The organism is Agrobacterium larrymoorei (assembly GCF_030819275.1).
In the GTDB taxonomy this organism is placed as follows: domain Bacteria; phylum Pseudomonadota; class Alphaproteobacteria; order Rhizobiales; family Rhizobiaceae; genus Agrobacterium; species Agrobacterium larrymoorei_B.
Genome location: NZ_JAUTBL010000002.1, coordinates 2057345 through 2082569, shown reverse-complemented (window position 1 = coordinate 2082569; position 25225 = coordinate 2057345). Strand labels below are relative to the sequence as shown.

General features: G+C 59.8%; 23 protein-coding genes and 1 pseudogene. 12 read left to right on the top strand and 12 right to left on the bottom strand.

Annotation, left to right across the window (positions count from 1 at the left end; translation table 11 throughout):
• Position 1 precedes the first annotated feature (1 nt).
• From QE408_RS18680 to QE408_RS18665, 4 genes are read right to left on the bottom strand one after another with little or no spacing between them, the layout of a single operon-like run.
• Positions 2-2083 (bottom strand): hypothetical protein, encoded by a 2082-nt coding sequence (locus QE408_RS18680; protein WP_306933758.1) that lies wholly within the window; start codon positions 2081-2083, stop codon positions 2-4.
• 3 nt (positions 2084-2086) lie between these two features.
• Positions 2087-4894, bottom strand: coding sequence for a DUF4159 domain-containing protein (locus tag QE408_RS18675; protein ID WP_306933756.1), 2808 nt, complete (start codon positions 4892-4894; stop codon positions 2087-2089).
• Complete coding sequence (locus QE408_RS18670; RefSeq protein ID WP_306933755.1) at positions 4891-5811, bottom strand: DUF58 domain-containing protein; 921 nt, start codon at positions 5809-5811, stop codon at positions 4891-4893. The genes QE408_RS18675 and QE408_RS18670 overlap by 4 nt, the downstream gene beginning before the upstream one ends.
• A gap of 46 nt (positions 5812-5857) precedes the next feature.
• Positions 5858-6868, bottom strand: a complete 1011-nt coding sequence (locus tag QE408_RS18665) for an AAA family ATPase (RefSeq protein ID WP_306933753.1) — start codon at positions 6866-6868, stop codon at positions 5858-5860.
• A 281-nt stretch (positions 6869-7149) separates the two neighbouring features.
• On the opposite strand from QE408_RS18665, the gene QE408_RS18660 reads away from it, so the two are divergent.
• Genes QE408_RS18660 through QE408_RS18650 form a run of 3 tightly spaced genes read left to right on the top strand, consistent with a single transcriptional unit; the run spans position 7150 to position 9673 of the window.
• Positions 7150-7773, top strand: coding sequence for a DUF1285 domain-containing protein (locus QE408_RS18660; protein WP_306933751.1), 624 nt, complete (start codon positions 7150-7152; stop codon positions 7771-7773).
• Positions 7770-8417, top strand: coding sequence for an NUDIX hydrolase (locus QE408_RS18655; protein ID WP_306933749.1), 648 nt, complete (start codon positions 7770-7772; stop codon positions 8415-8417). Before QE408_RS18660 ends, QE408_RS18655 begins: the two co-directional genes overlap by 4 nt.
• Complete coding sequence (locus QE408_RS18650; protein WP_306933747.1) at positions 8414-9673, top strand: CCA tRNA nucleotidyltransferase; 1260 nt, start codon at positions 8414-8416, stop codon at positions 9671-9673. The genes QE408_RS18655 and QE408_RS18650 overlap by 4 nt, the downstream gene beginning before the upstream one ends.
• A 152-nt stretch (positions 9674-9825) precedes the next feature.
• Here the strand turns inward: QE408_RS18650 and QE408_RS18645 are convergent, their stop codons facing one another.
• From QE408_RS18645 to hemF, 3 genes are all read right to left on the bottom strand, one after another.
• Positions 9826-10014: a DUF1059 domain-containing protein gene (locus tag QE408_RS18645; RefSeq protein WP_306933746.1), complete on the bottom strand. Its 189-nt coding sequence runs from the start codon at positions 10012-10014 to the stop codon at positions 9826-9828.
• Between the two features lie 138 nt (positions 10015-10152).
• Positions 10153-10419 (bottom strand): hypothetical protein, encoded by a 267-nt coding sequence (locus QE408_RS18640; protein WP_306933744.1) that lies wholly within the window; start codon positions 10417-10419, stop codon positions 10153-10155.
• A gap of 131 nt (positions 10420-10550) precedes the next feature.
• Positions 10551-11462 (bottom strand): oxygen-dependent coproporphyrinogen oxidase, encoded by a 912-nt coding sequence (gene hemF, locus QE408_RS18635; RefSeq protein ID WP_306933742.1) that lies wholly within the window; start codon positions 11460-11462, stop codon positions 10551-10553.
• 123 nt (positions 11463-11585) lie between these two features.
• On the opposite strand from hemF, the gene QE408_RS18630 reads away from it, so the two are divergent.
• Positions 11586-11861: a hypothetical protein gene (locus QE408_RS18630; RefSeq protein ID WP_306933740.1), complete on the top strand. Its 276-nt coding sequence runs from the start codon at positions 11586-11588 to the stop codon at positions 11859-11861.
• 172 nt (positions 11862-12033) lie between these two features.
• On the opposite strand, the gene QE408_RS18625 is transcribed toward QE408_RS18630, so the two are convergent.
• Together QE408_RS18625 and QE408_RS18620 are read right to left on the bottom strand one after the other, a co-directional pair.
• Positions 12034-13686 carry a Na/Pi cotransporter family protein gene (locus QE408_RS18625; protein ID WP_306933739.1) on the bottom strand — a complete coding sequence of 551 codons (1653 nt, stop codon included), beginning with the start codon at positions 13684-13686 and terminating at the stop codon, positions 12034-12036.
• A 189-nt stretch (positions 13687-13875) separates the two neighbouring features.
• Positions 13876-14337: a tRNA (cytidine(34)-2'-O)-methyltransferase gene (locus QE408_RS18620; RefSeq protein WP_306933736.1), complete on the bottom strand. Its 462-nt coding sequence runs from the start codon at positions 14335-14337 to the stop codon at positions 13876-13878.
• A gap of 414 nt (positions 14338-14751) precedes the next feature.
• Here QE408_RS18620 and QE408_RS18615 point away from each other — a divergent pair, with 414 nt between their 5' ends.
• Positions 14752-16608 (top strand): ABC transporter ATP-binding protein, encoded by a 1857-nt coding sequence (locus tag QE408_RS18615; protein ID WP_306933734.1) that lies wholly within the window; start codon positions 14752-14754, stop codon positions 16606-16608.
• A 435-nt stretch (positions 16609-17043) separates the two neighbouring features.
• Positions 17044-18924, top strand: a complete 1881-nt coding sequence (locus QE408_RS18610) for an ABC transporter ATP-binding protein (RefSeq protein ID WP_306933732.1) — start codon at positions 17044-17046, stop codon at positions 18922-18924.
• Positions 18925-18966: 42 nt separating this feature from the next.
• On the opposite strand, the gene QE408_RS18605 is transcribed toward QE408_RS18610, so the two are convergent.
• Entirely contained in the window at positions 18967-19671 is a 705-nt protein-coding gene (locus QE408_RS18605; protein WP_306933730.1) for an endonuclease/exonuclease/phosphatase family protein, read from the bottom strand.
• A 9-nt stretch (positions 19672-19680) separates the two neighbouring features.
• Here QE408_RS18605 and QE408_RS18600 point away from each other — a divergent pair, with 9 nt between their 5' ends.
• The 6 genes and pseudogenes from QE408_RS18600 (at position 19681) to QE408_RS18575 (ending at position 24115) form a co-directional block, all read left to right on the top strand.
• The gene (locus QE408_RS18600; protein WP_306933729.1) at positions 19681-19908 is read left to right on the top strand and encodes a hypothetical protein; all 228 of its coding nucleotides are present in this window, start codon (positions 19681-19683) and stop codon (positions 19906-19908) included.
• 305 nt (positions 19909-20213) lie between these two features.
• Positions 20214-20792 carry a ubiquinol-cytochrome c reductase iron-sulfur subunit gene (gene petA / locus QE408_RS18595; protein ID WP_306933726.1) on the top strand — a complete coding sequence of 193 codons (579 nt, stop codon included), beginning with the start codon at positions 20214-20216 and terminating at the stop codon, positions 20790-20792.
• Between the two features lie 13 nt (positions 20793-20805).
• Positions 20806-22056: pseudogene (locus QE408_RS18590) on the top strand (cytochrome b); the annotation flags it as partial.
• A gap of 55 nt (positions 22057-22111) precedes the next feature.
• The gene (locus QE408_RS18585; protein WP_306934859.1) at positions 22112-23020 is read left to right on the top strand and encodes a cytochrome c1; all 909 of its coding nucleotides are present in this window, start codon (positions 22112-22114) and stop codon (positions 23018-23020) included.
• A gap of 74 nt (positions 23021-23094) precedes the next feature.
• The gene (locus QE408_RS18580) at positions 23095-23487 is read left to right on the top strand and encodes a GFA family protein (protein ID WP_306933724.1); all 393 of its coding nucleotides are present in this window, start codon (positions 23095-23097) and stop codon (positions 23485-23487) included.
• Between the two features lie 85 nt (positions 23488-23572).
• Positions 23573-24115, top strand: coding sequence for an adenine phosphoribosyltransferase (locus QE408_RS18575; protein WP_306933722.1), 543 nt, complete (start codon positions 23573-23575; stop codon positions 24113-24115).
• Positions 24116-24201: 86 nt separating this feature from the next.
• On the opposite strand, the gene QE408_RS18570 is transcribed toward QE408_RS18575, so the two are convergent.
• Entirely contained in the window at positions 24202-24669 is a 468-nt protein-coding gene (locus QE408_RS18570; RefSeq protein WP_306933720.1) for a MaoC family dehydratase, read from the bottom strand.
• Positions 24666-25121 carry a MaoC family dehydratase gene (locus QE408_RS18565; RefSeq protein WP_306933718.1) on the bottom strand — a complete coding sequence of 152 codons (456 nt, stop codon included), beginning with the start codon at positions 25119-25121 and terminating at the stop codon, positions 24666-24668. Before QE408_RS18565 ends, QE408_RS18570 begins: the two co-directional genes overlap by 4 nt.
• Positions 25122-25225: the final 104 nt, after the last annotated feature.

Below are 25225 nucleotides of genomic sequence, written 5' to 3'. Positions count from 1 at the left end.
GTTACCTGCCTTCACGCCACCACAGAGCAGAGAAGGCCAGCAGCAGCGCGGCGAGACCGGCGAAGCCTGCGAAGAGCGGCAGGGTGTTGACGCCCTTCAGCACGGTTTCATCCGTCATGCGGATCAGCATGCGGTCATTGTCTGCAACGCGGACTTCGCCACGAACGGGGAGAATATCCGGCAGGACCACACGATTGGCGACATCGACCACCCGGTGAACGCTGCCACGTGTCGCTTCAGCCAAAGGCTTCAGCGTATCGGTGGTGGAGATCATTGCCTTGAATTCCGGCGCATCGACTGCGCCGACATGGACCAGAGTGGTGAAGTCGCCATTGGAGACTTCGTAGAGACCCGTCTCGTTCATACGGCGTTCGATCTTGTAAAGACCGGGCTCCGTTTGGGTGAAGCTCATCGTCTCGGTTTTGCCCGAGGGGAATTTGACGGTCGCCTCGCCGGGATTGTCGCCGATGGTCTGGCGGGTGATCTCAAGCATGCGGCCATTGGCGCGCGCCGTCAGTGCTTCTTCCTCAAGCTCCGGCTCCTTCATCAGCCAGTGGGCGATGCGGCGATAGAGCGCCACATGCGGGCCGCCGCCTTCAAAGCCGCGTGCCCAGAGCCAGCCCTGGTCGGAAAGCAGCATGGCAACGCGGCCTTCGCCCTGGCGGTTCAGCACCAAAAGCGGATCCTGACCGGCGCCGAGCATGACAGTCTGGCCCTGGGGCTGTTCCACGCCGACCGTGCGGAACCAGCGGCCCCAATGCGGCGGCTCGTCGCCGGAGCCTTCCAGACCGCGCGTGACCGGGTGTTTCTTCCCGGCTTCGGAAAGGCGCGGGAAGAAAGCGCCCTGATTGACCTGACCGGTCGGCTGGGCCGGCAGAACCGATTCCAGCGGCGTCATTGCAATCGAATCCTGCCCGGCATGTTCAGGGCCTGCGGCAATCAGCAGCGCGCCACCCTTTTGAACATATTGAGCGATGTAATCGTAATAGAGGATCGGCAGCACGCCGCGATGCTGGTAGCGGTCGAAGATGATCAGGTCGAAATCGTTGATCTTCTCGACGAAGAGTTCGCGTGTCGGGAAAGCGATCAGTGACAATTCGTTGATCGGCGTGCCATCCTGCTTTTCCGGCGGACGCAGAATGGTGAAATGCACGAGATCGACGGAGGTGTCGGACTTCAACAGGTTGCGCCATGCGCGCTCGCCCGCATGCGGCTCGCCGGAAACAAGAAGCACGCGCAGGTTCTGGCGAATGCCCTCGATGACATGGACGGCGCGGTTGTTGGCGGTTGTGACTTCGCCCGGCAGCTCAGCGACGGAGAACTCCATCACATTGTTGCCGCCGCGCGGCACCTTGAAGGTGAAGGGAATGGGGCGTCCCGGCACGGCTTGCAGATTGCCTATCTCCTGGCCGTTCATCTTGATGGTCACATTCGCCGTGCCGCTCTGGGTGCGGCCCTCGTCGAAGACGCGCAATGTGAGTTGCTGCTCCTCATTGACGATGCCGAACCGCGGAGCGCGGACGACCTCGATGCGGCGATCGAATTCGTCGGCGCGGCCGGTAATCAGGCCATGGATCGGCGCCTTGAAGCCAAGCGTCTGTTCGACATCCGGCGTAGCGTTGGGGATGTCGTGGATCTGACCGTCGCTGAGGAAGATCGCGCCACCGACGCGCGAAGGCGAGACATCCGAGACGGAGGCCGAAAGCGCAGAGAAGAGGTTCGTCGCAGGCGAGTCGCTGTTCTCGTCATTGCGAACTTCCACAATCCGCGGCTCGATGCGGGGGAAGCGGGCAAGGCGCTCTTTGAGACTGGCCAGTGCCTGATCGGTCTGCGCGGTGCGCTGCTGCACGTCCTGGCTCTGCGAACGGTCGACGATGACCGGCACGATGGTGGAGAGCGGCTCGCGCTCCTCATTGGTCAGCAGCGGATTGGCAATGGCAAGGAGAAGTGCTGCAAGCGCCAGCCCACGCAGCCACGCGCCGCGCACGCCGCGCAGCAGACCTGCGATTGCCAGAACGAGCGCGGCTGCGGCCAGAATGGCAATGACGGTCCAGGGAAGGAAGGGGGCGAAGGAGAGCGTCATGCGTTACTGCCCCAATCTCTGGAGAATGTCGGGCACATGCACCTGATCGGCCTTATAGTTTCCGGTCAGCATATACATCATGATGTTGACGCCAGCGCGGTAGGCATATTCGCGCTGCATCTCGTCCGCTGGCACGGTCGGCAGGACAGGCGCGCCGTTGTCATCCACTGCCCAGGCACCGGCAAAGTCGTTGCCGGTGATGATGATCGGCGAAACGCCATCGCCCGAGGACGAAATGCCGGAGGTGGTTTTGGCCGCATCCTGACGCGATTCGACCCAAAGCGGACTGCCGGTGTAGCGACCGGGGAAATTCTTCAGGAGATAGAAGGAGCGCGTGAGCACGTGATCCTGCGGCACGGGCTCCAGCGGTGGAATATCAACATTGGCAAGGATTTCCTGAAGCCGCTGGCCGTTGGCGCTGGTGCCGCTGTTCAGCGACGAGAACTGGTCACGCGTATCGAAGAGCACCGTGCCTCCGGCGCGCATATAAGCATCGATGCGGGAAATGGCCGCCGTCGACGGCATGGGTGCTGTGGCGGAGATCGGCCAATAGATGATCGGATAGAAGGACAGTTCATCCTTGGAGATATCGAGCCCGACCGGCGCGCCCGGTTCGAGCGTCGTGCGCCAGGTCATGAACTCGGTCAATCCCTGCAAACCCTGCTGCGAAACCCGGTCCACATCGTCCTCGCCGGTTCTCACATAGGCAAGATGGGTGGTGTCGAGGCGGTTGAGGATTTCTTCATCGCCCGGCTTGGCGTCGTTGGCGTGCACCGGATTTGGCGCCAACAGGGCGAAGGCGGCGAATGCTGCAATCAGGATTGCGGCTGCGGAGGAGCGGGCGCGCGGCATCCTGGAAAATGCGCCGTTCATAAAGAGGATGATCAGGCTATCGGCAAAGAGCATGAGAAGGGCCGCGATGAAGAGGGCAGGGCGCAGCGATGTCGCCGCTTCCCCGACGAGACCTTCAGTGGCGATGGCGGTCCCGGCAAGCGAGGTATCGAGAGGGCGAAGCGTCGCCCCAGGTGGCAGCAGGTTCAAGGCGACGAAGCCGGTTTCCGTGCCGTAGAGGCCGGGTGGGTTGTCGAAGCTGGCGCGCGGCGCCTGGCCGGGACGCGCCTCCAGCGGTCGGGCGGAGCCAACATCCGGCGATAGCGAGCCGGTAGCGGTCAAAACGCGATAAGGCGGCAAGGCTGCAGCAGGCGCGTTTGCGGACGCCGACGAGCCGCCGACCTGCGACTGCTGAACGATCCGGCGCAGCATCTCGACGAAGTGGCCGGAGATCGGCAGATCCGACCAGCTTGCTTCGGCACTGACATGGAAGAGCACGATGCGACCGGCATCCACCGTGCGTGTCGTTACCAGCGGCGTGCCATCGGCAAGGCTTGCCCAGGTGCGTTCGGCAAGATCGGGCGTCGGTTCGGCCAAAACCTGACGCTTGATGTGGACGCCTTCGGCGCGCGGCATGCCGGCAAAGGGACCAAAATTGGGGAAGTCGGCGAGCGGCTGCGGCTCGGCCCAGGACAAGGCTCCGCCGAGCGCACGTTCGCCCTGACGCAATGTCACCGGCACCAGAGGATCTTCAGCGGGTGCGGCGGCAAGGCGCGGACCGGCAAAGCGGATCAGTGTGCCGCCCCGCGAGAGCCAGCGTTCCAGCGGCGCATAGGTTTCCTGCGGCAAGCGGCCGATATCGGCCATGACGATGACGGAGGGATTGCTTTGCAGAAGTTCCGGAATGGCGAGAGCCAAATCGGGCTGCTGCTGCGGCACCAGATCGACATAGGGCTGGAGGGCGCGGCTGATGTAATAGAGCGGCTGGAGCAGCGGCTGGAAATCATTGCCGGTTTCGCCGGCGAGAAGCGCCACGCGGCGGCGGCGGAAGCCATCATCCAGCAGGTGAACCGCGCCTGCGGTGGACAGCCGGTCTATGGAGAGACGGGCGAAATCGTTGCGCAGTTCGAACGGTGCATTGAGCTTGGTCGTGGTTTCGGCTGCACCCGGGGCAAAGCTTGCGCTGTCGCTTGCGAGAATGCGGCCCTGGGCATCCTGCGCATTGATGGTGTAATTGGCCGGTCCGTTGGTGTTCAAGCGCGACAGCGAAACATTCATGGTGTCGGCACCGTTTTCCGCGCCGGTAATGGCGGCAACCTGGTGGCCATCGCCTTCAATGACGCGGAACTCGGAGGCCTGAAGGCTGGCAAGGCTGCTCAGGGCCGCGCGGTCTTCCGGCGTAGCGACGCCATCGGTGATGTAGGCAAGGGTGCCGGGCGCGGTGCCGTTCATCGCCTCGATGACGGATTCGGCGGCGCGCACGCGGTCCGGCACCAGCGGCTGTGGCTTGGCGGCGGCAAGTTTTTCCAGTGCAGCGGCCGTCGTACCGGGTTCGGCATCATGTTCGCGATCTGCAGTAAAGGTCAGAGACACAGGGCGCTCGGCGCGCTCTGCATCGCCGATCAAGGCTTCTGCGGTTCGGACGCGGCGCTCCCAATCCGGAGCGGAGGCCCAGCCATTGTCGACGATCAGCACCAGCGGGCCGCTTCCGGCCAGCGTATTGTTGCGCGGATTGATGACCGGATCGGCAAGCGCAAGGATGACGGCGGCGGCGAGCAGCATGCGGAGCAGCGTCAGCCACCAAGGGCTTTTCGATGGTGTTTCCTCGCGCTTCAGAACCGTTGCGAGAATGCGCAGCGGCGGAAAGACTTCCGCCTTCGGGCGCGGTGGCGTGAGGCGCAGGAGCCACCAGATGGCGGGAAGCGCCAGAAGGCCAAAGAGAATGTAGGGGCTGGTGAAGACGAAAGGGAGCGCGCTCATGGGCGGTCTCCGTTTCGCCCGCCGGCGGGAGAGCCGGAGAGATACATGTGCATGGCAACCAGCGCTTCGGAGGCCAGATGATCGGTGCGGTGGAAGATGAAGTTCCAGCCGAGTCGGCGCAGCGAGGAGGAGAGCGCTTCGCGGCGGGCGAAATAGGCGCGGGTGTAATCCTCGCGGATGGTTTCAGCCCGTCCGGACGTCAGCTTTTCGCCGGTTTCGGGATCGGAAAATTCCGTGCGCCCGCTATAGGGGAAGACCTCTTCCGCCGGATCGGCAATTTCCACCACGTGACCGCCAAGACCACGGCGCGCCAGCGGCGAGAGCCGCTCCATGATGGTTGTCGCATCATCGAGAAAGTCGCCGATCAGCACGATGTCGCTGGCACCGCGGATCATGCTGGTATCGGGCAGGCCGGTCGTGGCGGGCGCATGCATGATGGCATTTGCCAGCCGCTCGGCGGCGTTGCGGGCAGAGACCGGCTCCATGATGCCGGGGCAGCCGATGCGCTCACCGGAGCGGGCGAGAATCTCCGCCAGCGCCAGCATCAGGACCAGCGCGCGGCTTTCCTTGGAGACGGTTCCGAGCGTCGACTTATACATCATGGAGGGCGAGAGATCGGCCCAGAGCCAGATGGTGTGGGCGGCTTCCCATTCGCGATCGCGCACATAGGTATGATCGTCGCGGGCGGAGCGCCGCCAGTCGATGCGCGACAGGCTTTCGCCATCGGCATAGGGGCGGAACTGCCAGAAGTTCTCGCCGATGCCGCGCTTGCGGCGGCCGTGCCAGCCGGCTGTCACGGTGTTGGCGATGCGCCTGGCTTCCACCATGCAATCCGGCACCAGAGCGGCGCGCTGGCGCGCGCGGGCCAGCACGTCGCTGCCCGATGTCTGCTCTACGATCTGGCCGATGGATGCCACATGCGCTCCTGTGTTTTTTTAAGACCGTTTTTGCTTGGGCAACGGCTTAGCTCTTGGCCTGTTCTACGAGCCCGGCAATCACGTCGCGCACCGACATGCCCTCGGCGCGGGCTGCAAAGGTCAGCGCCATGCGGTGTTCCAGCACGGGTTCCGCCAGCGCATAGATGTCATCGAGCGAGGGCGCCAGGCGGCCTTCGTAAAGCGCGCGTGCACGCGCCGTCAGCATCAGAGATTGTCCGGCACGCGGGCCTGGACCCCATGCGACGTTCTTGTCTGTCAGCTTGTTGCCGTGGCCTGGGCGAGCGGAACGGACGAGCGAAAGGATCGCATCCACCACCTTGTCGCTGACCGGCATCTGGCGGATCAAACCCTGGATTTCGATCAACCGCTCGGCCTCGATCATGCGGCGTGCTTCTGCCGATGACGTCCCCGTGGTGTCGAGCAGGATCTGGCGTTCGGCGGCAAGTTCGGGATAATCCACATCCACCTGCAACAGGAAGCGGTCAAGCTGGGCTTCCGGCAGGGGATAGGTGCCTTCCTGCTCCAGCGGATTCTGGGTTGCCAGAACGTGGAAGGGTTTGGGCAGATCGTAGCGCTGACCTGCCACCGTGATGTGATATTCCTGCATGGACTGCAGAAGGGCGGACTGGGTGCGCGGGCTTGCGCGGTTGATTTCATCCGCCATCAGCAGCTGGCCGAAGATCGGGCCCTTGATGAAGCGGAAGGAGCGGCGGCCGCTCTCATCCTGATCCATGACTTCGGAGCCGAGAATATCCGAGGGCATCAGGTCCGGGGTAAACTGGATGCGGTTGGCATCGAGCCCCAGCACCGTGCCAAGCGTCGTGACGAGTTTGGTTTTCGCCAGACCCGGAACGCCGACGAGCAGAGCATGGCCGCCCGAGAGAATGGCGAGAAGCGTGTTCTGCACCACTTTTTCCTGACCGAAAATGACCTTGGAGACTTCGCCGCGAATGGCGGCGATATCGGCCAGCGCCTTTTCGGCAGCAGCGACGATCGCCTTTTCGTCGAGGGGGTCGGTGGTGTTCATCACGCCCATATGGCTCTCCTCAAAACCCCGCCGCAGCGGTGCCTAGAATCTGTCTGGTTCATTTTAAACCAGATAGATTCTCGATTTTTTGTTGCCGTTTGTCTCTTCGGGATAACCGGTTTCCACTTATCCCTGACAAACTCTGACCTTCAACCTTCCTATTGGAATACAGGAGGGATTTGGCGCTGCCTATAGCTTATTGCCACGCTAACCGCTGACAAGCATCCTTTAAATGACTATCTCGTTACCCATGTTCCTTTATTGCATAATTGGCAAAGCAGGGCTCGAATATGGCAGATGACAGGATTAATGCGGCAACGGATGCGGCAGGGCTTGCGGCATTGATTTCCCGTGCCAGCGAGCAGACGGGCGACAAGCCCCGAGGACCCGCTCCCGTCGAGAAATGGAAGCCGCCTTTCTGTGGCGATCTCGACATGGAAATCCGCGCCGACGGCACATGGTTCTATATGGGCACACCGATCGGTAGAGCCCCGCTTGTGCGTTTGTTTTCAACGGTTTTGCGCAAGGACGAGGATGGCAAGACCTATCTTGTGACCCCTGTGGAAAGGGTTGGTATTCGGGTCGCCGACGCACCTTTCATCGCCGTCGAAATGAGTGTCAGCGAAAAGGACGGGTCGCCGCTTTTGACCTTCCGAACAAATGTTGGTGATGTGGTGGAAGCCGGGCTCGAGCACCCCCTTCGCTTCACCACTGGCGGCGAGAATGATGAGCTAAAACCTTATCTCCTTGTCCGAGGCAGGTTGGAAGCGCTGGTGTCTCGGGCGGTGATGTATGATCTGGTGGAGCTCGGCGAGGTTATCGAGATTGATGGCAGGGACATGTTCTCCGTGCGCTCCGGCGGCGCGGTGTTTCCGATCATGCCTGCGGATGAGCTGGAAGCGCTTGCCCGATGAGAGCTGAACTGATGGCATTTTCCGCTGCCGACTTCCGGCGGCGGGTCCTGGAGGATGGCGAGGGTGTTGCCGAGCTGGAGGATCGCGAAGCTCGGGATATCGGCGATCATATCCTCAATCCGAGTGTACGACTTTCCGGCGATGGTATTCGGCTGAAGGATGCGGCGGTGCTGGTTCCGGTCATCGATTACGGCGACGACGCGCGGGTGATCTTTACCCAGCGGACTAAGACGTTGCGCAACCATTCCGGCCAGATCTCCTTTCCCGGTGGCGGCATCGATGCGCAGGATCGCTCGCCGGAAGAGGCGGCACTACGCGAGACGGAAGAAGAGATCGGTATGTCGCGCCGTTTCATCGAGACGGTCGGGCGCATGCCCGATTATATTTCCGGCACGGGGTTTCGCATCAAGCCGGTTCTGGCTGTGGTCAGGCCTGGATTTACACTGACGCCGAACCCGGCGGAGGTGGATGAGGTGTTCGAGGTACCATTGTCCTTTCTGATGAACCCTGCCAACCACAGCCGCGGCAGCCGGATGTTTCAGGGGAGAGAGCGGTTTTTCTATGAAATGCCCTATGGCGAGCGCTACATTTGGGGCATTACGGCGGGCATCGTGCGCAGCATTTACGAGAGGTTCTATTCATGAGCGGCATTGCCGGGCAGAGCTGGTTTTCCAAACCCGGCCTACAGCGGATTTTTTCGCTTCTGAACGTCGATGGCGGCGAGGCGCGCGTGGTGGGTGGCGCCGTGCGCAACGCGCTGATGGGACTGCCGGTCGGCGATATCGACATGGCGACCACTTTGCCGCCGCAGGATGTGGTGGAGAGGGCGAAGGATGCCGGTATCAAGGCGGTGCCGACAGGGATCGACCATGGTACGGTAACGCTGGTCGTCGATGGCGAGGGTTATGAAGTGACGACGCTTCGTCGCGATGTCACGACCGATGGACGCCACGCCGAGGTCGCTTTCGGTACGGACTGGAAAGAAGACGCCAAACGCCGTGACCTGACGATCAATGCGCTTTATGCCGATGCCTCCGGCGAGGTCATCGACCTGATCGGTGGACTTGCCGATATTGAAACGAAGACCGTTCGCTTCATCGGCGATGCGGCAACGCGAATTGCCGAAGATCATCTGCGCATCCTGCGCTTCTTCCGCTTTTTTGCCTATTACGGTTCCGGTCGCCCGGATGCGGATGGCCTGCGTGCAAGTGCGCGCGCCAAGGACAAGCTCTCGACGCTGTCTGCCGAACGGGTCTGGAGCGAAATGAAAAAGCTGCTCTCCGCCGACGACCCGTCGCGGGCGCTGCTCTGGATGCGACAGGCGGGTGTCTTGGCGCAAATCCTGCCGGAAACGGAAAAATGGGGTATCGACGCCATCCACGGCCTCGTCGCGACCGAGCAGGCGCTTGGCTGGAAGCCAGACCCGATGCTGCGGCTTGCATCCATCATTCCACCGGATGCAGAGCGGGTTGCCGCCGTTGCGAGCCGGTTGCGCATGTCCAAGAACGAGGCGGCGCGTCTCGATCAGTGGGTGAAAGCGCCAACCGTCGATCCGTCTCTCGCCGAGACCGCGCTTGATCGTCTTCTCTATCGACAGGGTGCCGAGGGGATAAAGATGCGGCTGAGACTCTCCCTTGCCTCGGCGCGGGCGGATGTGTCGGCCGGAGACGCGTCGATGCAGAAGATCGCACGGTTCTCCACGCTTCTGGCGCGGGCCGAGAAGTTCAACAAGCCTGCCTTTCCGTTGAGCGGCGCGGATGTGCTCGCAGCCGGTCTTCCCGCGGGTCCTCAGGTAGGCGAGGTTCTGGGTGAGTTGGAAGCGGCCTGGGTAGAGGGGAATTTCGCCCTTGATCGCGAGGCACTGCTTTCGCGTCTCACCACCAAACTGCAGCAAAGCTAATCATACGTGTCATCCCGGATCACGTCCGGGGTGACGATCCAAAGCGTTTCGCGATCTTTCAGATGCGCTCCTAAGCTTAAGCTTTTGATTTGACCGTATGTCGTTATCGCAAAACCGCTGCGCAGTTTGCGCGACATGCTTCATGTTAAAGCTTAGGCTTCGACGTTGTTTTCGTCGCGAATACGGGCCTTGATGTTCTCGACCATGTTTTCGCGAATGACGGTTTCGCCATGGGCCTGGCGCATATGCTCGACGCTGCGGCGCACGACCTCGGCGTCTTCATCGGCGCGGGTATGCCACGCGCAACCGGGCACCAATGTTCCACATTCGAAAAGTCTCATAACAGCCTCCCTATATGGATTGCTGGCTCAGGCTGCGTTCGCAGCCAGCCATTCCGTTCGAACGGGCGCGGGAGGGTTATGTTCCGTATTAAATCGCGCCTCGCATCGGGCGAGGCGCGTTACAACGACGTGGCGGCTTCAACCCTGTTCGGGCAGCGCCCAGCAGGCGAAGACGGATGAAGAGGCCGCTGCCGGGCCAGTCTGTTCCTCCGCCTTGTCATCATTGGCCGCGTTTTCGTTGGCCAGCTTGCGCTTTACCTGCTCGACATAGAATGACAAAGGCAGTTCGCGATCTCCCGTCTCGCGCATCTCGGCTGCCAGCCGGTCGATCAGTTCTGAGGTGGGGATGATGCGTGGCTCTTTGCCGTTTACCGTGGAAATGGGCATGCTGTTCGAAGTAATCATGACGATAGCTCCTCCAGTCCATCTAGGACTCAAAGAATATCACTGCCCTGAATTTGCGGTAGGGCCAATTTTTCAAAAATCGGCCCTTTACGCGAAAGAACATCAAAATCTTCGTGATCGTTCGAATCTTTTTAAGGCCAGCGCACCACAGGCGGAAGAGACGACAGGATCGACTCCACATTGCCACCGGTTTTCAGGCCGAAAATCGTGCCGCGATCGTGTAGCAGATTGAATTCCACATAGCGGCCGCGGCGAATCAGCTGCTCGTCGCGATCTTCCTCGGTCCATGGCTGGTTGAAGTTGCCGCGCACGATCTTCGGGTAGGCGAGGTTGAAGGCGCGCCCGACATCCTGAACGAAGGCGAAGTTGGCGTTCCAGCCGCCCTTCTCTTCATCCGGATACAGCCAGTCGAAGAATATGCCGCCAATGCCACGCGGCTCGTTGCGATGCTTGAGGAAGAAATATTCGTCGCACCATTGCTTGTAGCGCGGATAATCCGCGACCGCGTGCCGGTTGCAGGTGATCTCGAAGACGCGGTGAAAGAGTTGCGTATCCTGATCGTCCTGCGTGCGGCGACGGTTCAAGACGGGTGTGAGGTCGGCGCCGCCGCCGAACCAGTGGCTCGTCGTCACCACCATCCGTGTGTTCATATGCACCGCCGGCACATTGGGATTGACCGGATGGGCAATCAGCGAAATGCCGGAGGCCCAGAAGCGTGGATCCTCGTCAGCGCCCGGTATCTGCTTGCGGAACTCCTCGGAGAATTCGCCATGGACGGTGGAGGTGTGGACGCCGACTTTTTCGAACACCCGGCCTTCCATCATCGACATGATGCCGCCGCCGCCTTCGCCATCATCGCGCAGCCACTTCTTCTGTACGAAGCGTCCCGGTGGCTGATCGGAGAGCGGTCCCTGAAGCTCATCCTCGATCGTCTCGAAGGAGGCAACGATGGTATCGCGCAGGCTCTCGAACCAGGCCTTGGCGATCGTCTTCTTGTCCTCGATGTCGTCCGGCAGGCCCTTTGGCAAAACGGGGCGTTCCATATCCGGTCTCCTTCATGCGATTCGACTATTGCCTCACGATGTATCAGCGGTTCGGCCCGGTTACAATTTCGACTCGCCAAGCGGACGGCGGCGCACTATCTTTTGAAGACAAGAGGTATTGGCATGACGAAATTTACCGGACCGCCACCGCTCGAAGGCTTGAAACGCAGGATTGCCGCACACCGCCGCGACCGCGATGGAGGTGTCTCCAAGAACCAGAAAAGCGGCATGTTCGTGCGCCAGACCTTTTGCATGACGCGGGCGGAAGCACGCGCCAAGGCAAAGGAATGGTTCGACGAATATCCGAAGGCCGCTTACTGGACCGAAGTGGAAAGCTGGCGGCAGCTGGAAGGCGACCAGATTGAGTTCACCATGCGGCGTTTGCCCTCGGCGGACTGAGCGGCGGGCGCTGGGACGGTCCACACTCACTGCCGTCATCCTCGGGCTTGACCCGAGGATCCACAACCTCCTGAAATCTTTGGATTAAGATGGATCCTTGGGGCGAGCCCGAGGATGACGGAGATGGGGGGCGCGGATGGCAGGGCCCGTCAAGAACCTCGCCACTAAACCCTTACGCCCGCGTCTCGGCTGTACGCAGGCGGCTCTCACCCAGAATGCCGCTTTCATCCAGAATGGGATGCGCGACCGAGACGATATGGGCATTGATGCGCTTCAGGTCTCGCAGCATGTCGAGATGCAGCGAGCTGGTCTGCAGGCTCTCCATCAGCCCGTCGCGCAGACGTTCGAGGTGGCGGCCCGACGAGCGCTTTTCGAGGCGGCGGATATCGATTTTGATTTCCATCAGCCGCCGGGCAAGCGACAGGTCGCCGGTGACGAAGATGCTTTGGGCCGCGCGCAGGTTCTCAATGGTCATGTCGAAGAGGGTCTTCAACTCGTCATAGCCTTCATCAGAGAATTTGAAGCCGTTGAGGATCTTCTTGCGGATCTGTTCGCACAGGCCCTTCTCGATGATGTCGCCCATATGTTCGAGATTGATGGCGTAGTCGATGACCGTGATCGAACGGCGCGCATCGTTTTCGTCCAGTCCCTTGCGGCCAAGCTGCGAGAGGTAGATCTTCACCTCCTGCTGTAGCTGGTCCACCTTTTTTTCCAACGTGGCGATTTCGGCAAGGGGTGCCAGATCATTGTGTTTGAAGGCGTTTTCGGCGCGGATCAGCATGCGCTCGATCGTGTCGCCGATCACCAGAACCTCACGTGTGGCATTGGCCAAGGCGACAACCGGCGTATCGAGCGCATCCTTGTCGAGAAAGCGCGGGCCGTCATCGCTTTGCACATCGCTCGGCACAACCTTTGCCATCAGATCGGAGACGAAACCCGAGAGCGGCCATGCAACGATCGTCAGCAGGATGTTGAAGATCAGGTGTGCATCGACCGGCAGCATGCTTTCCGACAGCGGCAACTGTTGCAGCGCCAGCGCGCCATAGGAGGCGAGCGGCATGGCGATGGCGCAGCCGATGGCGCGGATGACCAGATTGCCGAGCGTGATGCGCCGTGCGGCGGCTGGGCCGCTCATCGTCGCGATGACCGGCGGGATTGCGCCACCAAGATTGGCCCCGAGAACGAGAACGATGATGAGCCCCGTGGACAGAATGCCAGCGGACGCGAGCGACAGGATCAGCACGACCATGGCAAGGCTGGAAGAGGAGAAGAAGGCCATACCAGCCGATAGAAGCAGCGCGACAGGCCAGGCGTCATCCAGCAGGCCGATGAAGGCTCCGAGTGCAGGGGAGGCGCGCATGGGCTCGGTCGCGTTGCTCAAGAGATGCAGCGAGAGCAGCATCAGCCCGACGCCGACCAGAGCGGTGCCGCCACCCTGGCGGGCGTTGGAGTTGCCCTTGCGCAGCACGATGCCGGACAGGATGAGAAGCGGCGACAGCCATGCGACACCGGTTGCGAAAATCCAGGCGGTGACGGCAGTGCCGACATTGGCGCCGAGGAGAACGATCTGCGCCATGCGCGGGCGGATCAGATCACGCTCGGCAAAGGAGGCGACAGTCAACGCCGTGGCGGTGGAACTCTGCAGCGCAATGGTTGCGAAAAAGCCGGAGACGAAGGAGCGGGGGCCGTTGCGGGTGCTGGTGGCGAGGATGGTTCTGAGCTTGACGCCAAAGGCACGCGTGACGCCATCCTTGACCTGCGTCAGACCGAACAGAAGCAGCGCAACCGCTCCAAGCAGATTGACGATAACGATGGTGGATTCCATGAGCGGCCACTCCTTTACGTCTTTCGGTCATTATCAAAGAATAGCCTTGCGCGAGGTTCTCCTCTGCATGCGTTCATGCGGAGCAAGAAGACATCGGGCGGGAAATCTTTCGTTGGCTAACAAATATAGGGGCGAAAAGTTCTGCGGTACAGAACTTTCTGAAACAATCTTTTCAGATTGCCCCAAAGTTTATGGCCAAAATGTTTGACGAAGAACTTCGCCGGTGATCATCGCGGCGGACATGGCTACATTGATCGAGCGCTGGCCTTCCACCATGGGAATGAGAACGCGCTCATCCGCCTTGTCATGCACGTGATCTGGCACGCCTGCGCTTTCGCGACCGAAGAGCAGGATATCGTCAGGGCGATACGCGATCTTCGTGTAGGGCAGGGCGGCCTTGGTCGAGGCCAGCACCAGGCGCCGTCCGGTGGTGGCGCGCCACGCTTCGAACCGGTCCCAGTTGACGTGGCGAGTGAGCGCGGCCGCGGCAATGTAGTCCATGCCGGCGCGCTTCAGGTTGCGATCGGAAATATCGAAGCCCGCCGGTTCGATGATGTCGACGCTGACGCCGAGACAGGCCGCAAGCCGCAGGATCGTGCCGGTATTGCCTGGAATATCCGGCTGATAAAGGGCGATCCTGATGTTCGACATGATGGCTTTCCTCTTCTCGATGAGGTTCAGGCGGTTAGCACGACCAACCTTTGGTGAATAGTCGCGGGGTATTCTCCTGTCACTTCAACGCCACAACCTGATGCTTGCGCGACACAATCTTGGATTTGCGGTCGTTTACCTCTGGTCAATGCTTATATTTTGAGCTACAAGGCGTCATCTTCAACACCAGCCATAGGAGGTTCAGATGCATCAGTACAATCGATATCACCTCCCGGCCTTTGTGGTGCCGCTTCAGGCCTAGGTGTGTCCCTGCGGGTCTCCCGCATTTTTCCGATTTAAAATTTCGTCATGTGGCTGTTACGGCCACGTTCCATGTGTTTTCCCGTTGTGGCGGTGGCGCTTTACGTCCATTGCGCGTGCTCTCTCGGGGTATTCTATTCGGAGCTTAGCCTCATGTTTGGCTGGTTTGAAAAACGACTCGATCCATTTCCTTCGTCTACGCCGTCGACACCGCCAAAGACGCTGATCGCCTTCATTTGGCATTACGTGAAGCCGGCATGGCCGTGGCTTCTTCTGCTTGGCCTGATGTCCATGGGCATCGCGATTGCCGAAGCGATGCTCTACAAATTTCTCGGAAGCATCGTCGATTGGCTCTCCACCGCAAACCGCGAGACCTTCTTTGCGGATGAGGGATGGCATCTCGTCGGCATGGGTGCGCTCGTTCTGATCGCGTTGCCATTGATGGGCGCGATCCATACCATGACCATGCACCAGACGCTGGCGGGCAATTTCGGCATGATCGCGCGCTGGCGGATGCATCGCTATCTGCTGCGCCACTCCATGACCTTCTTCGCCAACGAGTTCGCAGGCCGAGTTTCGACCAAGGTGATGCAGACGGCGCTCGCGATCCGCGAAGTGGCGTTGAAGATCATCGACGTTTTCGTCTACGCGATCAGCTTCGTCATTTCGATGCTGTTCATGGTGGCGGCTGCCGACTGGCGGCTGGTGATCCCGTTGCTCGTATGGCTCGGTATCTACCTGTGCATCCTAACCTATTTCGTGCCGAAACTCGGCCGGTTGGCGCAGGAGCAGGCGGACGCGCGCTCGATGATGACCGGCCGTATCGTCGACAGCTACACCAATATCTCGACGATCAAGCTGTTCTCGCATGCGGGACGCGAGGAGATCTATGCGCGCGAAGGCATGAATGTGTTTCTCGGAACCGTTCACCGCCAGATGCGCAAGATTTCCGGCTTCAACATACTGATCGACATCAACAATGCGGTCGTCATGTTCTCGACCGCCGGTCTCGGTCTATATTTCTGGATGCAGGGCTCGGTCACGGCCGGTTCGGTCGCGATTGCCATCAGCCTTGCCATGCGCGTCAATGGCATGTCGCAATGGATCATGTGGGAAGTCACCGCCCTGTTTGAGAACATCGGTACCGTCTATGACGGCATGTCGATGATGACCAAGCCGCACGATATCGTCGATGCTGCAAACGCACCGACGCTGACCGCGCATAAGGGTGCAATCCGGTTCGATGATATTCGTTTCCATTATGGAAAGAACAAGGGTGTCATCGATGGGCTGACGCTGGATATCAAGGCGGGTGAGAAGGTCGGTCTCGTCGGGCGCTCCGGTGCCGGCAAGACGACGCTAATGAACCTTCTGTTGCGCTTCTACGATCTGGAGGGCGGCAGGATCACTATCGACGGGCAGGACATATCGGAGGTGTCGCAGGATAGTCTTCGCAGCCTGATCGGCGTGGTGACGCAGGACACCTCGCTTTTGCACCGCTCCATTCGCGACAACATCGCCTATGGTCATCCAGGTGCAAGCGATGAGGAGATCATCGCTGCGGCCAAGCGCGCCAATGCCTGGGACTTCATCGAAACGCTGGTGGACATGCATGGCCGCCAGGGACTCGATGCGCAGGTTGGCGAGCGCGGCGTCAAGCTCTCCGGTGGTCAGCGTCAACGTATCGCGATTGCGCGTGTGTTCCTCAAGAATGCGCCGATCCTCATTCTCGATGAGGCAACCTCGGCGCTGGACTCAGAAGTCGAACAGGCCATCCAGGAGAACCTGTTCGCGCTGATGGAAGGCAAGACGGTGATTGCGATTGCGCACCGGCTCTCGACTCTGACCGAGATGGATCGTCTGATCATTCTCGACAAGGGCAAGATCGTTGAGGCTGGAACGCATTCCGAACTCGTGGCCCATGGTGGCATCTATGCCGATCTATGGCAGCGCCAGTCCGGCGGCTTCATTGCCGATGAGGAGCCGGAGATGCAAGAAGCAGGCGAATAGGGAACCTGTATAAATCGAGGCTCGTGTCGTCAGCATATCTGAATGTAAGGCCCGCGCATTGTTATGCGCGGGCCTGATTTTTTCGTCCAATTTTCATGCGTCATGCGCTTGTTCAGCATGAGAATGAAACGGCATTTCCAGTCACCGCTTACCAGCTGGCGCCGCAATCGACCGCCCGCGCGCTCGGTCGGCGGCTTGCCATCGCTTGCTCGAGAAAGGGCTCGGCGGCAGTGGCGCTTGCGCAGGACAGTTGGACCGAGTTGTAACGCCATTGCGCGACGATCGATCGTGAAGGCGGGAACATCTCCCGCGTTTTTTCATTAGAGAGTCGTCCGTCCTTTGGCCCCGTAACGCATTGATGTTTTCGGGCCGCATTACCGAAATATAATCTGCCCTCTTCTTTGCCCGTTTCAAGAATCCGCCTATACAATCAATATGATCATCACTCGTGTTTTCCACTATTTCGAAAACTGGATCGAGCCCTTCGCCCGCAAGGACGATCTGAGGCCGCCGGAAAGCACATTTCGTTTCATCTGGTACTATCTCCGGCAGGCCAAAGCGCCGTTCTTCGCCATGCTGGTGCTCGGTGGATTGACGGCGGCGATCGAAGCGGCACTCTTCTGGTTCGTCGGGCGGCTGGTCGATATCCTCTCAACCGTGAAGCCGGGCGATGGCTGGTCGGGGCTCCTGGCGAGCCACGGCTATGAACTGATCGGCATGCTGTTCCTGATCGCTGTCGTGCGCTTCGTCGTCACCATGCTGACGGCACTGGTCGATCAGCAGATCATAACGCCTGGCTTTTACAATCTTGTGCGCTGGCAGTCCTACATGCATGTGGCGCGGCAATCGCTGAGCTTTTTCCAGAACGATTTTTCCGGCCGTATCGTCACCAAGGTCTGGTCTGGCGGGCAGGCGGCGGGCGATCTCGTCACCTCGCTGATGGAAAGCGTCTGGTTCGTCGGTATCTATTCCGTATCGATGCTTTTCCTGATCGGCGGGCTGGACTGGCGGCTCGGGTTGGTGGTCGTGCTCTGGGTCGGCATCTTCTCCATGCTGGCGCGCTACTTCGTGCCGCGCATTCGTTTCCATTCGAGAGAGACCGCCGAAGCCGCCTCCATGCTGAACGGGCGCATGGTGGATGCCTACAGCAATATCCAGACACTGCGCCTCTTTGGCCGTGATGATGCCAATGACCGCTATATGCGGCAGGGCTTCGACACCTTCCAGCGCACCACCATGACCTTCACCCGCTTCATCACCGGCGTGAGGGCGTCGATGGCGCTGCTATCCGGTATCATGATCACGTCGATGGCCGCACTTTGCATCGATCTCTGGCTTTCGGGCAGGATCAGCTCGGGTGCCGTTGCCTTCACACTTGCGCTGGTGCTGCGGCTCAACTTCCTGCTCGGGCGGCTGATGACGCAGTTCAACGGCATCATGCGCAATTTCGGCACCGTGCAGAATGCTGCCGAACTGATCTCGCAGCCGATCGGCCTGGTCGATGCAGCCGATGCAACGCCGCTCAAGGTGACGACGCCGAGCATTCAGTTCGATGATGTCAGCTTCCACTACGGGCGCGGCAAAGGTGTGATCGATCACCTCAACCTCACCATCGCGCCTGGCGAAAAGGTCGGGATCGTCGGCCGTTCCGGTGCCGGCAAGTCGACACTCGTCAATCTGCTTTTGCGTTTCTATGACGTTGAGCAGGGGCGCATCCTGATCGACGGACAGGATATTGCGCATGTGACGCAAGAGTCGTTGCGCGCCCATATCGGCATGGTGACGCAGGACACCTCGCTTCTGCACCGCTCTATTCGCGACAACATCATGTTCGGCCGGACGGAGGCGAGCGAAGAGGAGTTGCTTGAAGCCGCGCGGCGGGCGCAGGCGGATGAATTCATCGCCCGCCTGGAAGATCAGCGCGGTCGAAAGGGCTTCGATGCCCATGTCGGCGAGCGTGGCGTGAAGCTTTCCGGCGGTCAGCGCCAGCGCATCGCGATTGCCCGCGTGATGCTGAAGGACGCTCCCATTCTTATTCTGGATGAGGCGACGTCAGCGCTCGACTCCGAAGTGGAAGCAGCAATCCAAAGCAATCTTGACGAACTGATGAGGGGCAAGACGGTGCTGGCGATCGCGCACCGACTGTCAACGATCGCCGCGCTCGACAGGCTGGTGGTCATGGATGCCGGGCGGATCGTCGAGCAGGGGACGCATAGTGAACTGGTGGCGAGCGGCGGCCTTTATGCCGAGCTCTGGGCGCGCCAGTCCGGCGGCTTCCTGGATGCGGAAGACGTTGAGGCGCTTCCACTCGACTGAGCGAAAAGGCGTGGCAAGCCACTGTTTTCGTTGTTGCAGGACTTATTCCGCAGCGATCATGAAATCCGCAATGAGGCCGTAATGGTTCGAGCCCAAATTGTTGGGCAAGCGCTGGACGCTGATAAGGGTCGCGGGCTTGCGGGCGAACACATGGTCGATGGCGATGCCGAACCGCCCGGCTTTGATCGGCCATGTTGCGGGTTCCCAGCTGCCTTTTTTCAACCGCGCGTTCTCCATGAAGCGACGCATATCCGGGACCACGCTAGCGGAGTTGAAATCTCCCGCCAGAATGACAGGACCCTTCAGGTTTATCAGTTCACGCGACAGGCCTGACAGTTCCTCAGCGTGGTACTCGTCGAAATAGGGCTTTGTCAGATGAACCTGCGCGAGATTGAGCGTGACGCCATCCAGGTCTATCTGCGCGAAACCTGCGCGCTCTTGACTGACAAAGCTCAGCGTGCCGATCCTGGCGTCGCGCAAGGGTCGCTTGGACAGCATCAAGAGATCGCAGGACGGTGTGCCGACACCGCAGCCGAGGCGGTAGGGATAGGTCTGCTGTAGACGCGCAAGCACGCTGCGAACAGCGCCAGCCTCCATGATGTAAACGGCGTCTGCCTCAGATGCCAGAACGGCGTCGGCGATTGATTCGGCGCTCTTCCGATTTTCTCGCAGCACATTGAACGACATCAGTCGGAAGGGTTTGGCCCCGGCTGGATACTGCCCGTCGGTTGCGAAATCATATTGCATAGAGACGGCATGCGCGCAGAGTACGAGCGACCATGCAAGAAGCGCGATGAAGAGGCGCGAGCGGAGGAGACAGAAACAAATGATGCAGGCGATGGCCGCCACTACCGCAATGTGCAGCTGGAAGCTGTTGACAAAGGCCAGAAGCCAAAAATCTTTTATATATCTGAAGCTTATCGAAAAAAGAGCTGCGACGATCGCCATCGAGGCGATGCAGCTGAGCCGTGCTTTCACGCGTAAATTCCCGTCTTCTCGCGCTCCCGGATGTCGCTTACCACGGGCCATGCTTTCACACAATGTTGCACGATGGCCAGCCGGGAGGGGGAAACGGATGAAAAAGATACCTCTCGAGGCGAAATTACGGCAGCTTTGTGTGCTTTCCTCTTGCCAAAGTCGGGCATATTTTGCGATCACAGATATCAAGCGCGATTTTGTCTTCGCGCAAGCATGACCAAGACACTGGGGATGGAGTTTGTCTTGGATCAAATCGGAGCGGGAGGACTCATGCGATTTTCAACGAAATTAGCGCAGAGGATGGTGTAGCGGTGAGCGAGCACGTAAATGACCATGACACGTCGGGTGAACCCACGCGTCGCGATTTTCTTTACCTTGTGACGGGGATGGCGGGTGCTGTTGGTGCTGCCGCTGTTGCATGGCCTTTCATCGATCAGATGCGCCCCGATGCATCCACGCTCGCACTTGCTTCCATCGAAGTTAACGTTGCCAGTGTCGAGCCCGGCATGTCGCTGACCGTCAAATGGCGCGGAAAGCCGATCTTCATTCGCAACCGCACCGAGAAGGAAATTCAGGAAGCCAATGCCGTCGAACTGGCTCAGCTGAAGGATCCCGTTGCCCGCAACGCCAACCTTGCGCCCGACGCACAAGCCACCGACATCGATCGCTCCGCCGGTCAGGGCAAGGAAAACTGGATCGTCATGATCGGCTCCTGTACCCATCTCGGCTGCGTTCCGCTCGGTCAGGCGGGCGATTTCGGCGGATGGTTCTGTCCCTGCCATGGCTCGCACTACGATACGGCGGGCCGCATTCGCAAAGGTCCGGCGCCGGAGAACCTGCATATTCCGACCTTCGCATTCACATCCGATAGCGTGATCAGAATCGGATAAGGGGACAGATGAAATGAGTGGTCATTCCAGTTACCAGCCATCGACCGGTATCGAGAGATGGGTCGACTCCCGCCTTCCGCTGCCGCGTATGATCTATGACAGCTTCGTGGCCTATCCGGTTCCGCGCAATCTGAACTACGCTTACACCTTCGGCGCCATGCTCTCCGTCATGCTGATCGTGCAGATCCTGACGGGCGTGGTGCTTGCCATGCATTATGCCGCTGAAACGACGGTTGCCTTCACCTCCGTCGAGAAGATCATGCGCGACGTCAACCATGGCTGGCTGCTGCGCTATATGCATGCCAATGGCGCGTCTTTCTTCTTCATCGCGGTCTATCTGCATATCGCCCGCGGTCTCTATTATGGTTCTTACAAGGCTCCTCGTGAAATCCTCTGGATTCTCGGCTGTGTCATCTTCCTTCTGATGATGGCGACCGGCTTCATGGGGTATGTTCTGCCCTGGGGCCAGATGTCCTTCTGGGGTGCGACCGTTATCACCGGCTTCTTCACCGCTTTCCCGCTGGTGGGTGAGTGGATCCAGCAGTTCCTGCTCGGCGGCTTCGCCGTTGATCAGCCGACGCTGAACCGCTTCTTTGCGCTGCACTACCTGCTGCCCTTCATGATTGCCGGTGTCGTGATCCTGCATATCTGGGCGCTGCATGTGACGGGCCAGACCAACCCGACAGGCGTCGAGGTCAAGAGCAAGACGGACACGGTTCCGTTCACGCCCTACGCGACGTTGAAGGATGCACTTGGTGTTTCTGTGTTCCTGATCGCCTATGCCTGGTTCGTCTTCTACATGCCGAATTTCCTCGGCCATCCCGACAACTACATCATGGCGGACTCGCTGAAGACCCCGGCTCACATCGTGCCGGAATGGTACTTCCTGCCGTTCTACGCCATGCTGCGCGCCATCACCTTCAATGTCGGCCCGATCGATTCCAAGCTCGGCGGCGTTCTGGTGATGTTCGGTGCGATCGTCGTGCTGTTCTTCCTGCCTTGGCTCGATACGTCCAAAGTTCGCTCCGCGGTCTATCGTCCCTGGTACAAGCTGTTCTTCTGGATTTTCGTTGCCAATGCCATCATGCTCGGCTGGCTCGGCTCTCGCCCGGCGGAAGGCCTTTACGTGACGATGTCGCAGTTGGGCACGCTCTACTACTTCGGCTTCTTCCTCGCCATCATGCCTCTTCTTGGCCTGTTCGAAACGCCACGGCGGATCCCGAATTCGATCACCGAGGCCGTTCTCGAAAAGAACGCCAAGGCGACAACAGACGCGCCCTGCCGGCGTGAAGATCTGAGTGCGGGAGAGAGTGATGACAATGAAGAAGCTTGTAACCGGCATCGCGCTCATGGCCGTCCTCGGCGGGTTTACCACCGCCTCGGCAGAAGAAGGCCACGATGATCTGGCGTCCAAGACCACCCATGCGATTGCAGGCGGGCACTTCCCCATCCTGAAGCCGCATGAGGAAAAGTGGTCCTTCGCCGGTCCCTTCGGCAAATATGACAAGGGTCAGCTGCAACGCGGCCTGAAGATCTACAAGGAAGTCTGTTCCGCCTGTCATTCGATGAACCTGGTTGCCTTCCGCACGCTGGAAGGCCTGGGCTACTCGGAAGACCAGGTGAAAGCTTTCGCTGCGGAATACGAAGTGCAGGACGGTCCGAATGCCGATGGTGAGATGTTCACCCGCAAGGCTGTGCCATCCGACCACTTCCCGTCGCCTTACCCGAACAAGGAAGCAGCTGCTGCCTCCAACGGCGGCGCTGCCCCTCCGGACATGTCACTGCTCGCCAAGGCGCGCGGTGTGGAACGCGGTTTCCCGCAGTTCATCATCGACATGATCCCGATCGTCGGCGGTTATCAGGAAGGCGGCCCGGATTACATCCACGCGCTGCTGACGGGATATCAGGAGCCGCCAGCCGGCATCAAGAACCCGGATGGTTCGGATTACAAGGTCCCGGAAGGCACCCACTTCAATCCCTATTTCGGCAGCGCTACATCGTTGAAGATGGCTCCGCCCATCAGCAACGATCAGGTGACCTATGATGACGGCACGCCGCAGACCCTGGAGCAATATTCCAGAGATATCTCGGCATTCCTGATGTGGGCCGCAGAGCCGCATCTGGAAGCGCGCAAGCGCACCGGCTTCATGGTGATGATATTTCTGTTCATCTTCACGGCACTGATCTACCTCACGAAGAAGTCGGTTTATTCGCGGAAAGAGCACTGATAGCTTTCGCATAATCTGCTTAAGAGCCCCGCGGTCACTCGCGGGGCTTTTTCGTGACCTGTAGGAGCGGCTCGATGACGAAAATCCGGACCGGAGGCTGTTTTTGTGGCTCTGTTCGCTTTGAAACCAAGGCCGTGCCGCGCAATGCTCACACGTGCTCCTGCGAGATCTGCCAGCGGCACTCAGGTGCGACCAGCCTCACCTTCGTGGAGTTCAACGCGGATGATGTTCTCTGGACAGGCCGCGGCGGTGCACCGTCGACCTATCGTTCCTCAGATTATTCCAGCCGCGCCTTCTGCGCCGCTTGCGGCAGCACGCTTGGCGCAATCGACGATGAGCCTGTCGTTGCGCTTGTCTGGGCAAGTTTTGACGATCGTGAGGATGAGGCGTTACGGCCTCACGCCCATTCCTTCGAAGATGTCTGTCCGGTATGGGCCAAAATGCCGAGCATGACGACCGGCGAATAAGGGCCGTGCCTTTTTCGTTGGTTCGCCGACATCAACTTGATAAGGTGCGGCAACCTTCCAATCTGTCACATCAACTGGACAAATCATGACTGCTATTGCCTCGGAACTTGCTGCCGCCATTCGCTCCATCAACGATTATCCGAAGCCCGGCATCATCTTTCGCGACATCACCACGCTCCTTGGCAATCCACGCGCCTTCCGCCGCGCGGTGGATGAACTCGTCAATCCCTATGTAGGCACCAAGGTCGACAAGATCGCTGGCATCGAGGCGCGCGGCTTCATTCTGGGCGGCGCCATGGCGCATCAGCTTTCCACCGGCTTCGTGCCGATCCGCAAGAAGGGCAAGCTGCCGCACACCACTGTACGCGTGGCTTACAGCCTCGAATACGGCGTCGACGAGATGGAGATGCACGTCGATGCCGTGCAGCCGGGTGAGAAAGTCATTCTGGTGGATGACTTGATTGCGACAGGCGGAACGGCTGAAGGTGCCGTGAAGCTCTTGCGGCAAATGGGCGCCGAGATCGTCTCAGCCTGCTTCGTCATCGACCTTCCCGATCTCGGCGGTCGCAAGAAGCTGGAAGACCTTGGCGTCGAGGTGCGGACGCTTGTGGAGTTCTCCGGGCACTGATCTTTGGGGATCGGGCGGGAGATTGCCGTCATTGTGCAAAAGTCTGTCGCGCAAGAGCTGCCGCTTTGCGCGACGCGGTCTGACGTCTACTGAAACTCCAAGACCTTGCTTTCAAACGTCACCACGAGTTCACCACGCTGGTTGACGCCTTCGTTCAGTGTCGTGTTCATCAGCAGGCCGGGGCGCGAGGCCAGCGGGCGAGCGTTGAGGAGCGTGGTGAAATAGGTGACGTCGTCTCCGGCATAGACCGGATGCAGCCACCTGAGTTCAGAAAGCCCGGGGGAGGGACCGAGCTTTGGTGGCTCGATGCCTTCGCTTGTCAATCGTTTCACTTCCTTCGTCCAGTAGTTCAGGAAGCACTTCATCCAGGATGCGCTTGTCTGCCAGCCGGATGCGCAGAGACCTTCGAAGACGGAGTTCCTGGCGCCTTCTTCACTCAGGTGAAACGGCTGCGGATCGAATTTTTCGGCATAGCGGATGATCGATTCCGCCGAGAAGTGGATGGTCCCAAGTTCAAGTCTTTGGCCGGCAGGGTAGAGCTCGATGAACGTCATGGCGTCGCCTCCGCCGATGTTGCCACCATGGCGTTCAATTCAACGATGCAGACCGTCTCGCCGTGCTGATTTTGCAATTCATGACGCAGCTTGACGACGCCTCGGTCTGGTCGGGATTTCGACACGCGACGATCCATGACCTTGGATATACCGCTCAGCGTGTCGCCTGCTAAAACGGGCTTCTTCCATTCGACGAAGTCGACGCCCAGTCCCGCTTGTGGATCAGACTTGCTGATATAGCTATCCACCGTCATGCGCATCAGCATGCCGCAGGTGTGCCAGCCGGATGCGGCAAGACCACCCAGGATGCTGGCCTTGCCGGCTTCTTCTGAAAGATGCATGGGCTGTGGATCGAATTCCAGGGCGAATTCGATGATTTCTTCCGCCGTCACCGTCTTGGGTCCAAGTGGAAAGCTGCGCCCGGGCGCAAAATCTTCGAAACTATATTTCACGAGCTTACTCCTCCGTCCCGTGATGCTCTGAGCCTGTTTGGACAGTCGGACGGGTTGATCGGTCGATACTTTTCGCGTCCTCTGCGCCGAGCCTCCAAATGGAC

What these genes read in the sequence shown, in the direction of transcription:
- QE408_RS18575 (WP_306933722.1), top strand. Translation starts at nt 23,573, where the DNA reads ATGACTGCTATTGCCTCGGAACTTGCTGCCGCCATTCGCTCCATCAAC.
- QE408_RS18610 (WP_306933732.1), top strand. Translation starts at nt 17,044, where the DNA reads ATGATCATCACTCGTGTTTTCCACTATTTCGAAAACTGGATCGAGCCC.
- QE408_RS18630 (WP_306933740.1), top strand. Translation starts at nt 11,586, where the DNA reads ATGACGAAATTTACCGGACCGCCACCGCTCGAAGGCTTGAAACGCAGG.
- QE408_RS18580 (WP_306933724.1), top strand. Translation starts at nt 23,095, where the DNA reads ATGACGAAAATCCGGACCGGAGGCTGTTTTTGTGGCTCTGTTCGCTTT.
- QE408_RS18660 (WP_306933751.1), top strand. Translation starts at nt 7,150, where the DNA reads ATGGCAGATGACAGGATTAATGCGGCAACGGATGCGGCAGGGCTTGCG.
- QE408_RS18585 (WP_306934859.1), top strand. Translation starts at nt 22,112, where the DNA reads ATGAAGAAGCTTGTAACCGGCATCGCGCTCATGGCCGTCCTCGGCGGG.
- QE408_RS18680 (WP_306933758.1), bottom strand. Translation starts at nt 2,083, where the DNA reads ATGACGCTCTCCTTCGCCCCCTTCCTTCCCTGGACCGTCATTGCCATT.
- QE408_RS18655 (WP_306933749.1), top strand. Translation starts at nt 7,770, where the DNA reads ATGAGAGCTGAACTGATGGCATTTTCCGCTGCCGACTTCCGGCGGCGG.
- QE408_RS18665 (WP_306933753.1), bottom strand. Translation starts at nt 6,868, where the DNA reads ATGGGCGTGATGAACACCACCGACCCCCTCGACGAAAAGGCGATCGTC.
- QE408_RS18640 (WP_306933744.1), bottom strand. Translation starts at nt 10,419, where the DNA reads ATGATTACTTCGAACAGCATGCCCATTTCCACGGTAAACGGCAAAGAG.
- QE408_RS18645 (WP_306933746.1), bottom strand. Translation starts at nt 10,014, where the DNA reads ATGAGACTTTTCGAATGTGGAACATTGGTGCCCGGTTGCGCGTGGCAT.
- QE408_RS18620 (WP_306933736.1), bottom strand. Translation starts at nt 14,337, where the DNA reads ATGTCGAACATCAGGATCGCCCTTTATCAGCCGGATATTCCAGGCAAT.
- hemF (WP_306933742.1), bottom strand. Translation starts at nt 11,462, where the DNA reads ATGGAACGCCCCGTTTTGCCAAAGGGCCTGCCGGACGACATCGAGGAC.
- QE408_RS18625 (WP_306933739.1), bottom strand. Translation starts at nt 13,686, where the DNA reads ATGGAATCCACCATCGTTATCGTCAATCTGCTTGGAGCGGTTGCGCTG.
- QE408_RS18675 (WP_306933756.1), bottom strand. Translation starts at nt 4,894, where the DNA reads ATGAGCGCGCTCCCTTTCGTCTTCACCAGCCCCTACATTCTCTTTGGC.
- QE408_RS18600 (WP_306933729.1), top strand. Translation starts at nt 19,681, where the DNA reads ATGCGCGCAGAGTACGAGCGACCATGCAAGAAGCGCGATGAAGAGGCG.
- QE408_RS18605 (WP_306933730.1), bottom strand. Translation starts at nt 19,671, where the DNA reads ATGCAATATGATTTCGCAACCGACGGGCAGTATCCAGCCGGGGCCAAA.
- QE408_RS18650 (WP_306933747.1), top strand. Translation starts at nt 8,414, where the DNA reads ATGAGCGGCATTGCCGGGCAGAGCTGGTTTTCCAAACCCGGCCTACAG.
- QE408_RS18615 (WP_306933734.1), top strand. Translation starts at nt 14,752, where the DNA reads ATGTTTGGCTGGTTTGAAAAACGACTCGATCCATTTCCTTCGTCTACG.
- QE408_RS18570 (WP_306933720.1), bottom strand. Translation starts at nt 24,669, where the DNA reads ATGACGTTCATCGAGCTCTACCCTGCCGGCCAAAGACTTGAACTTGGG.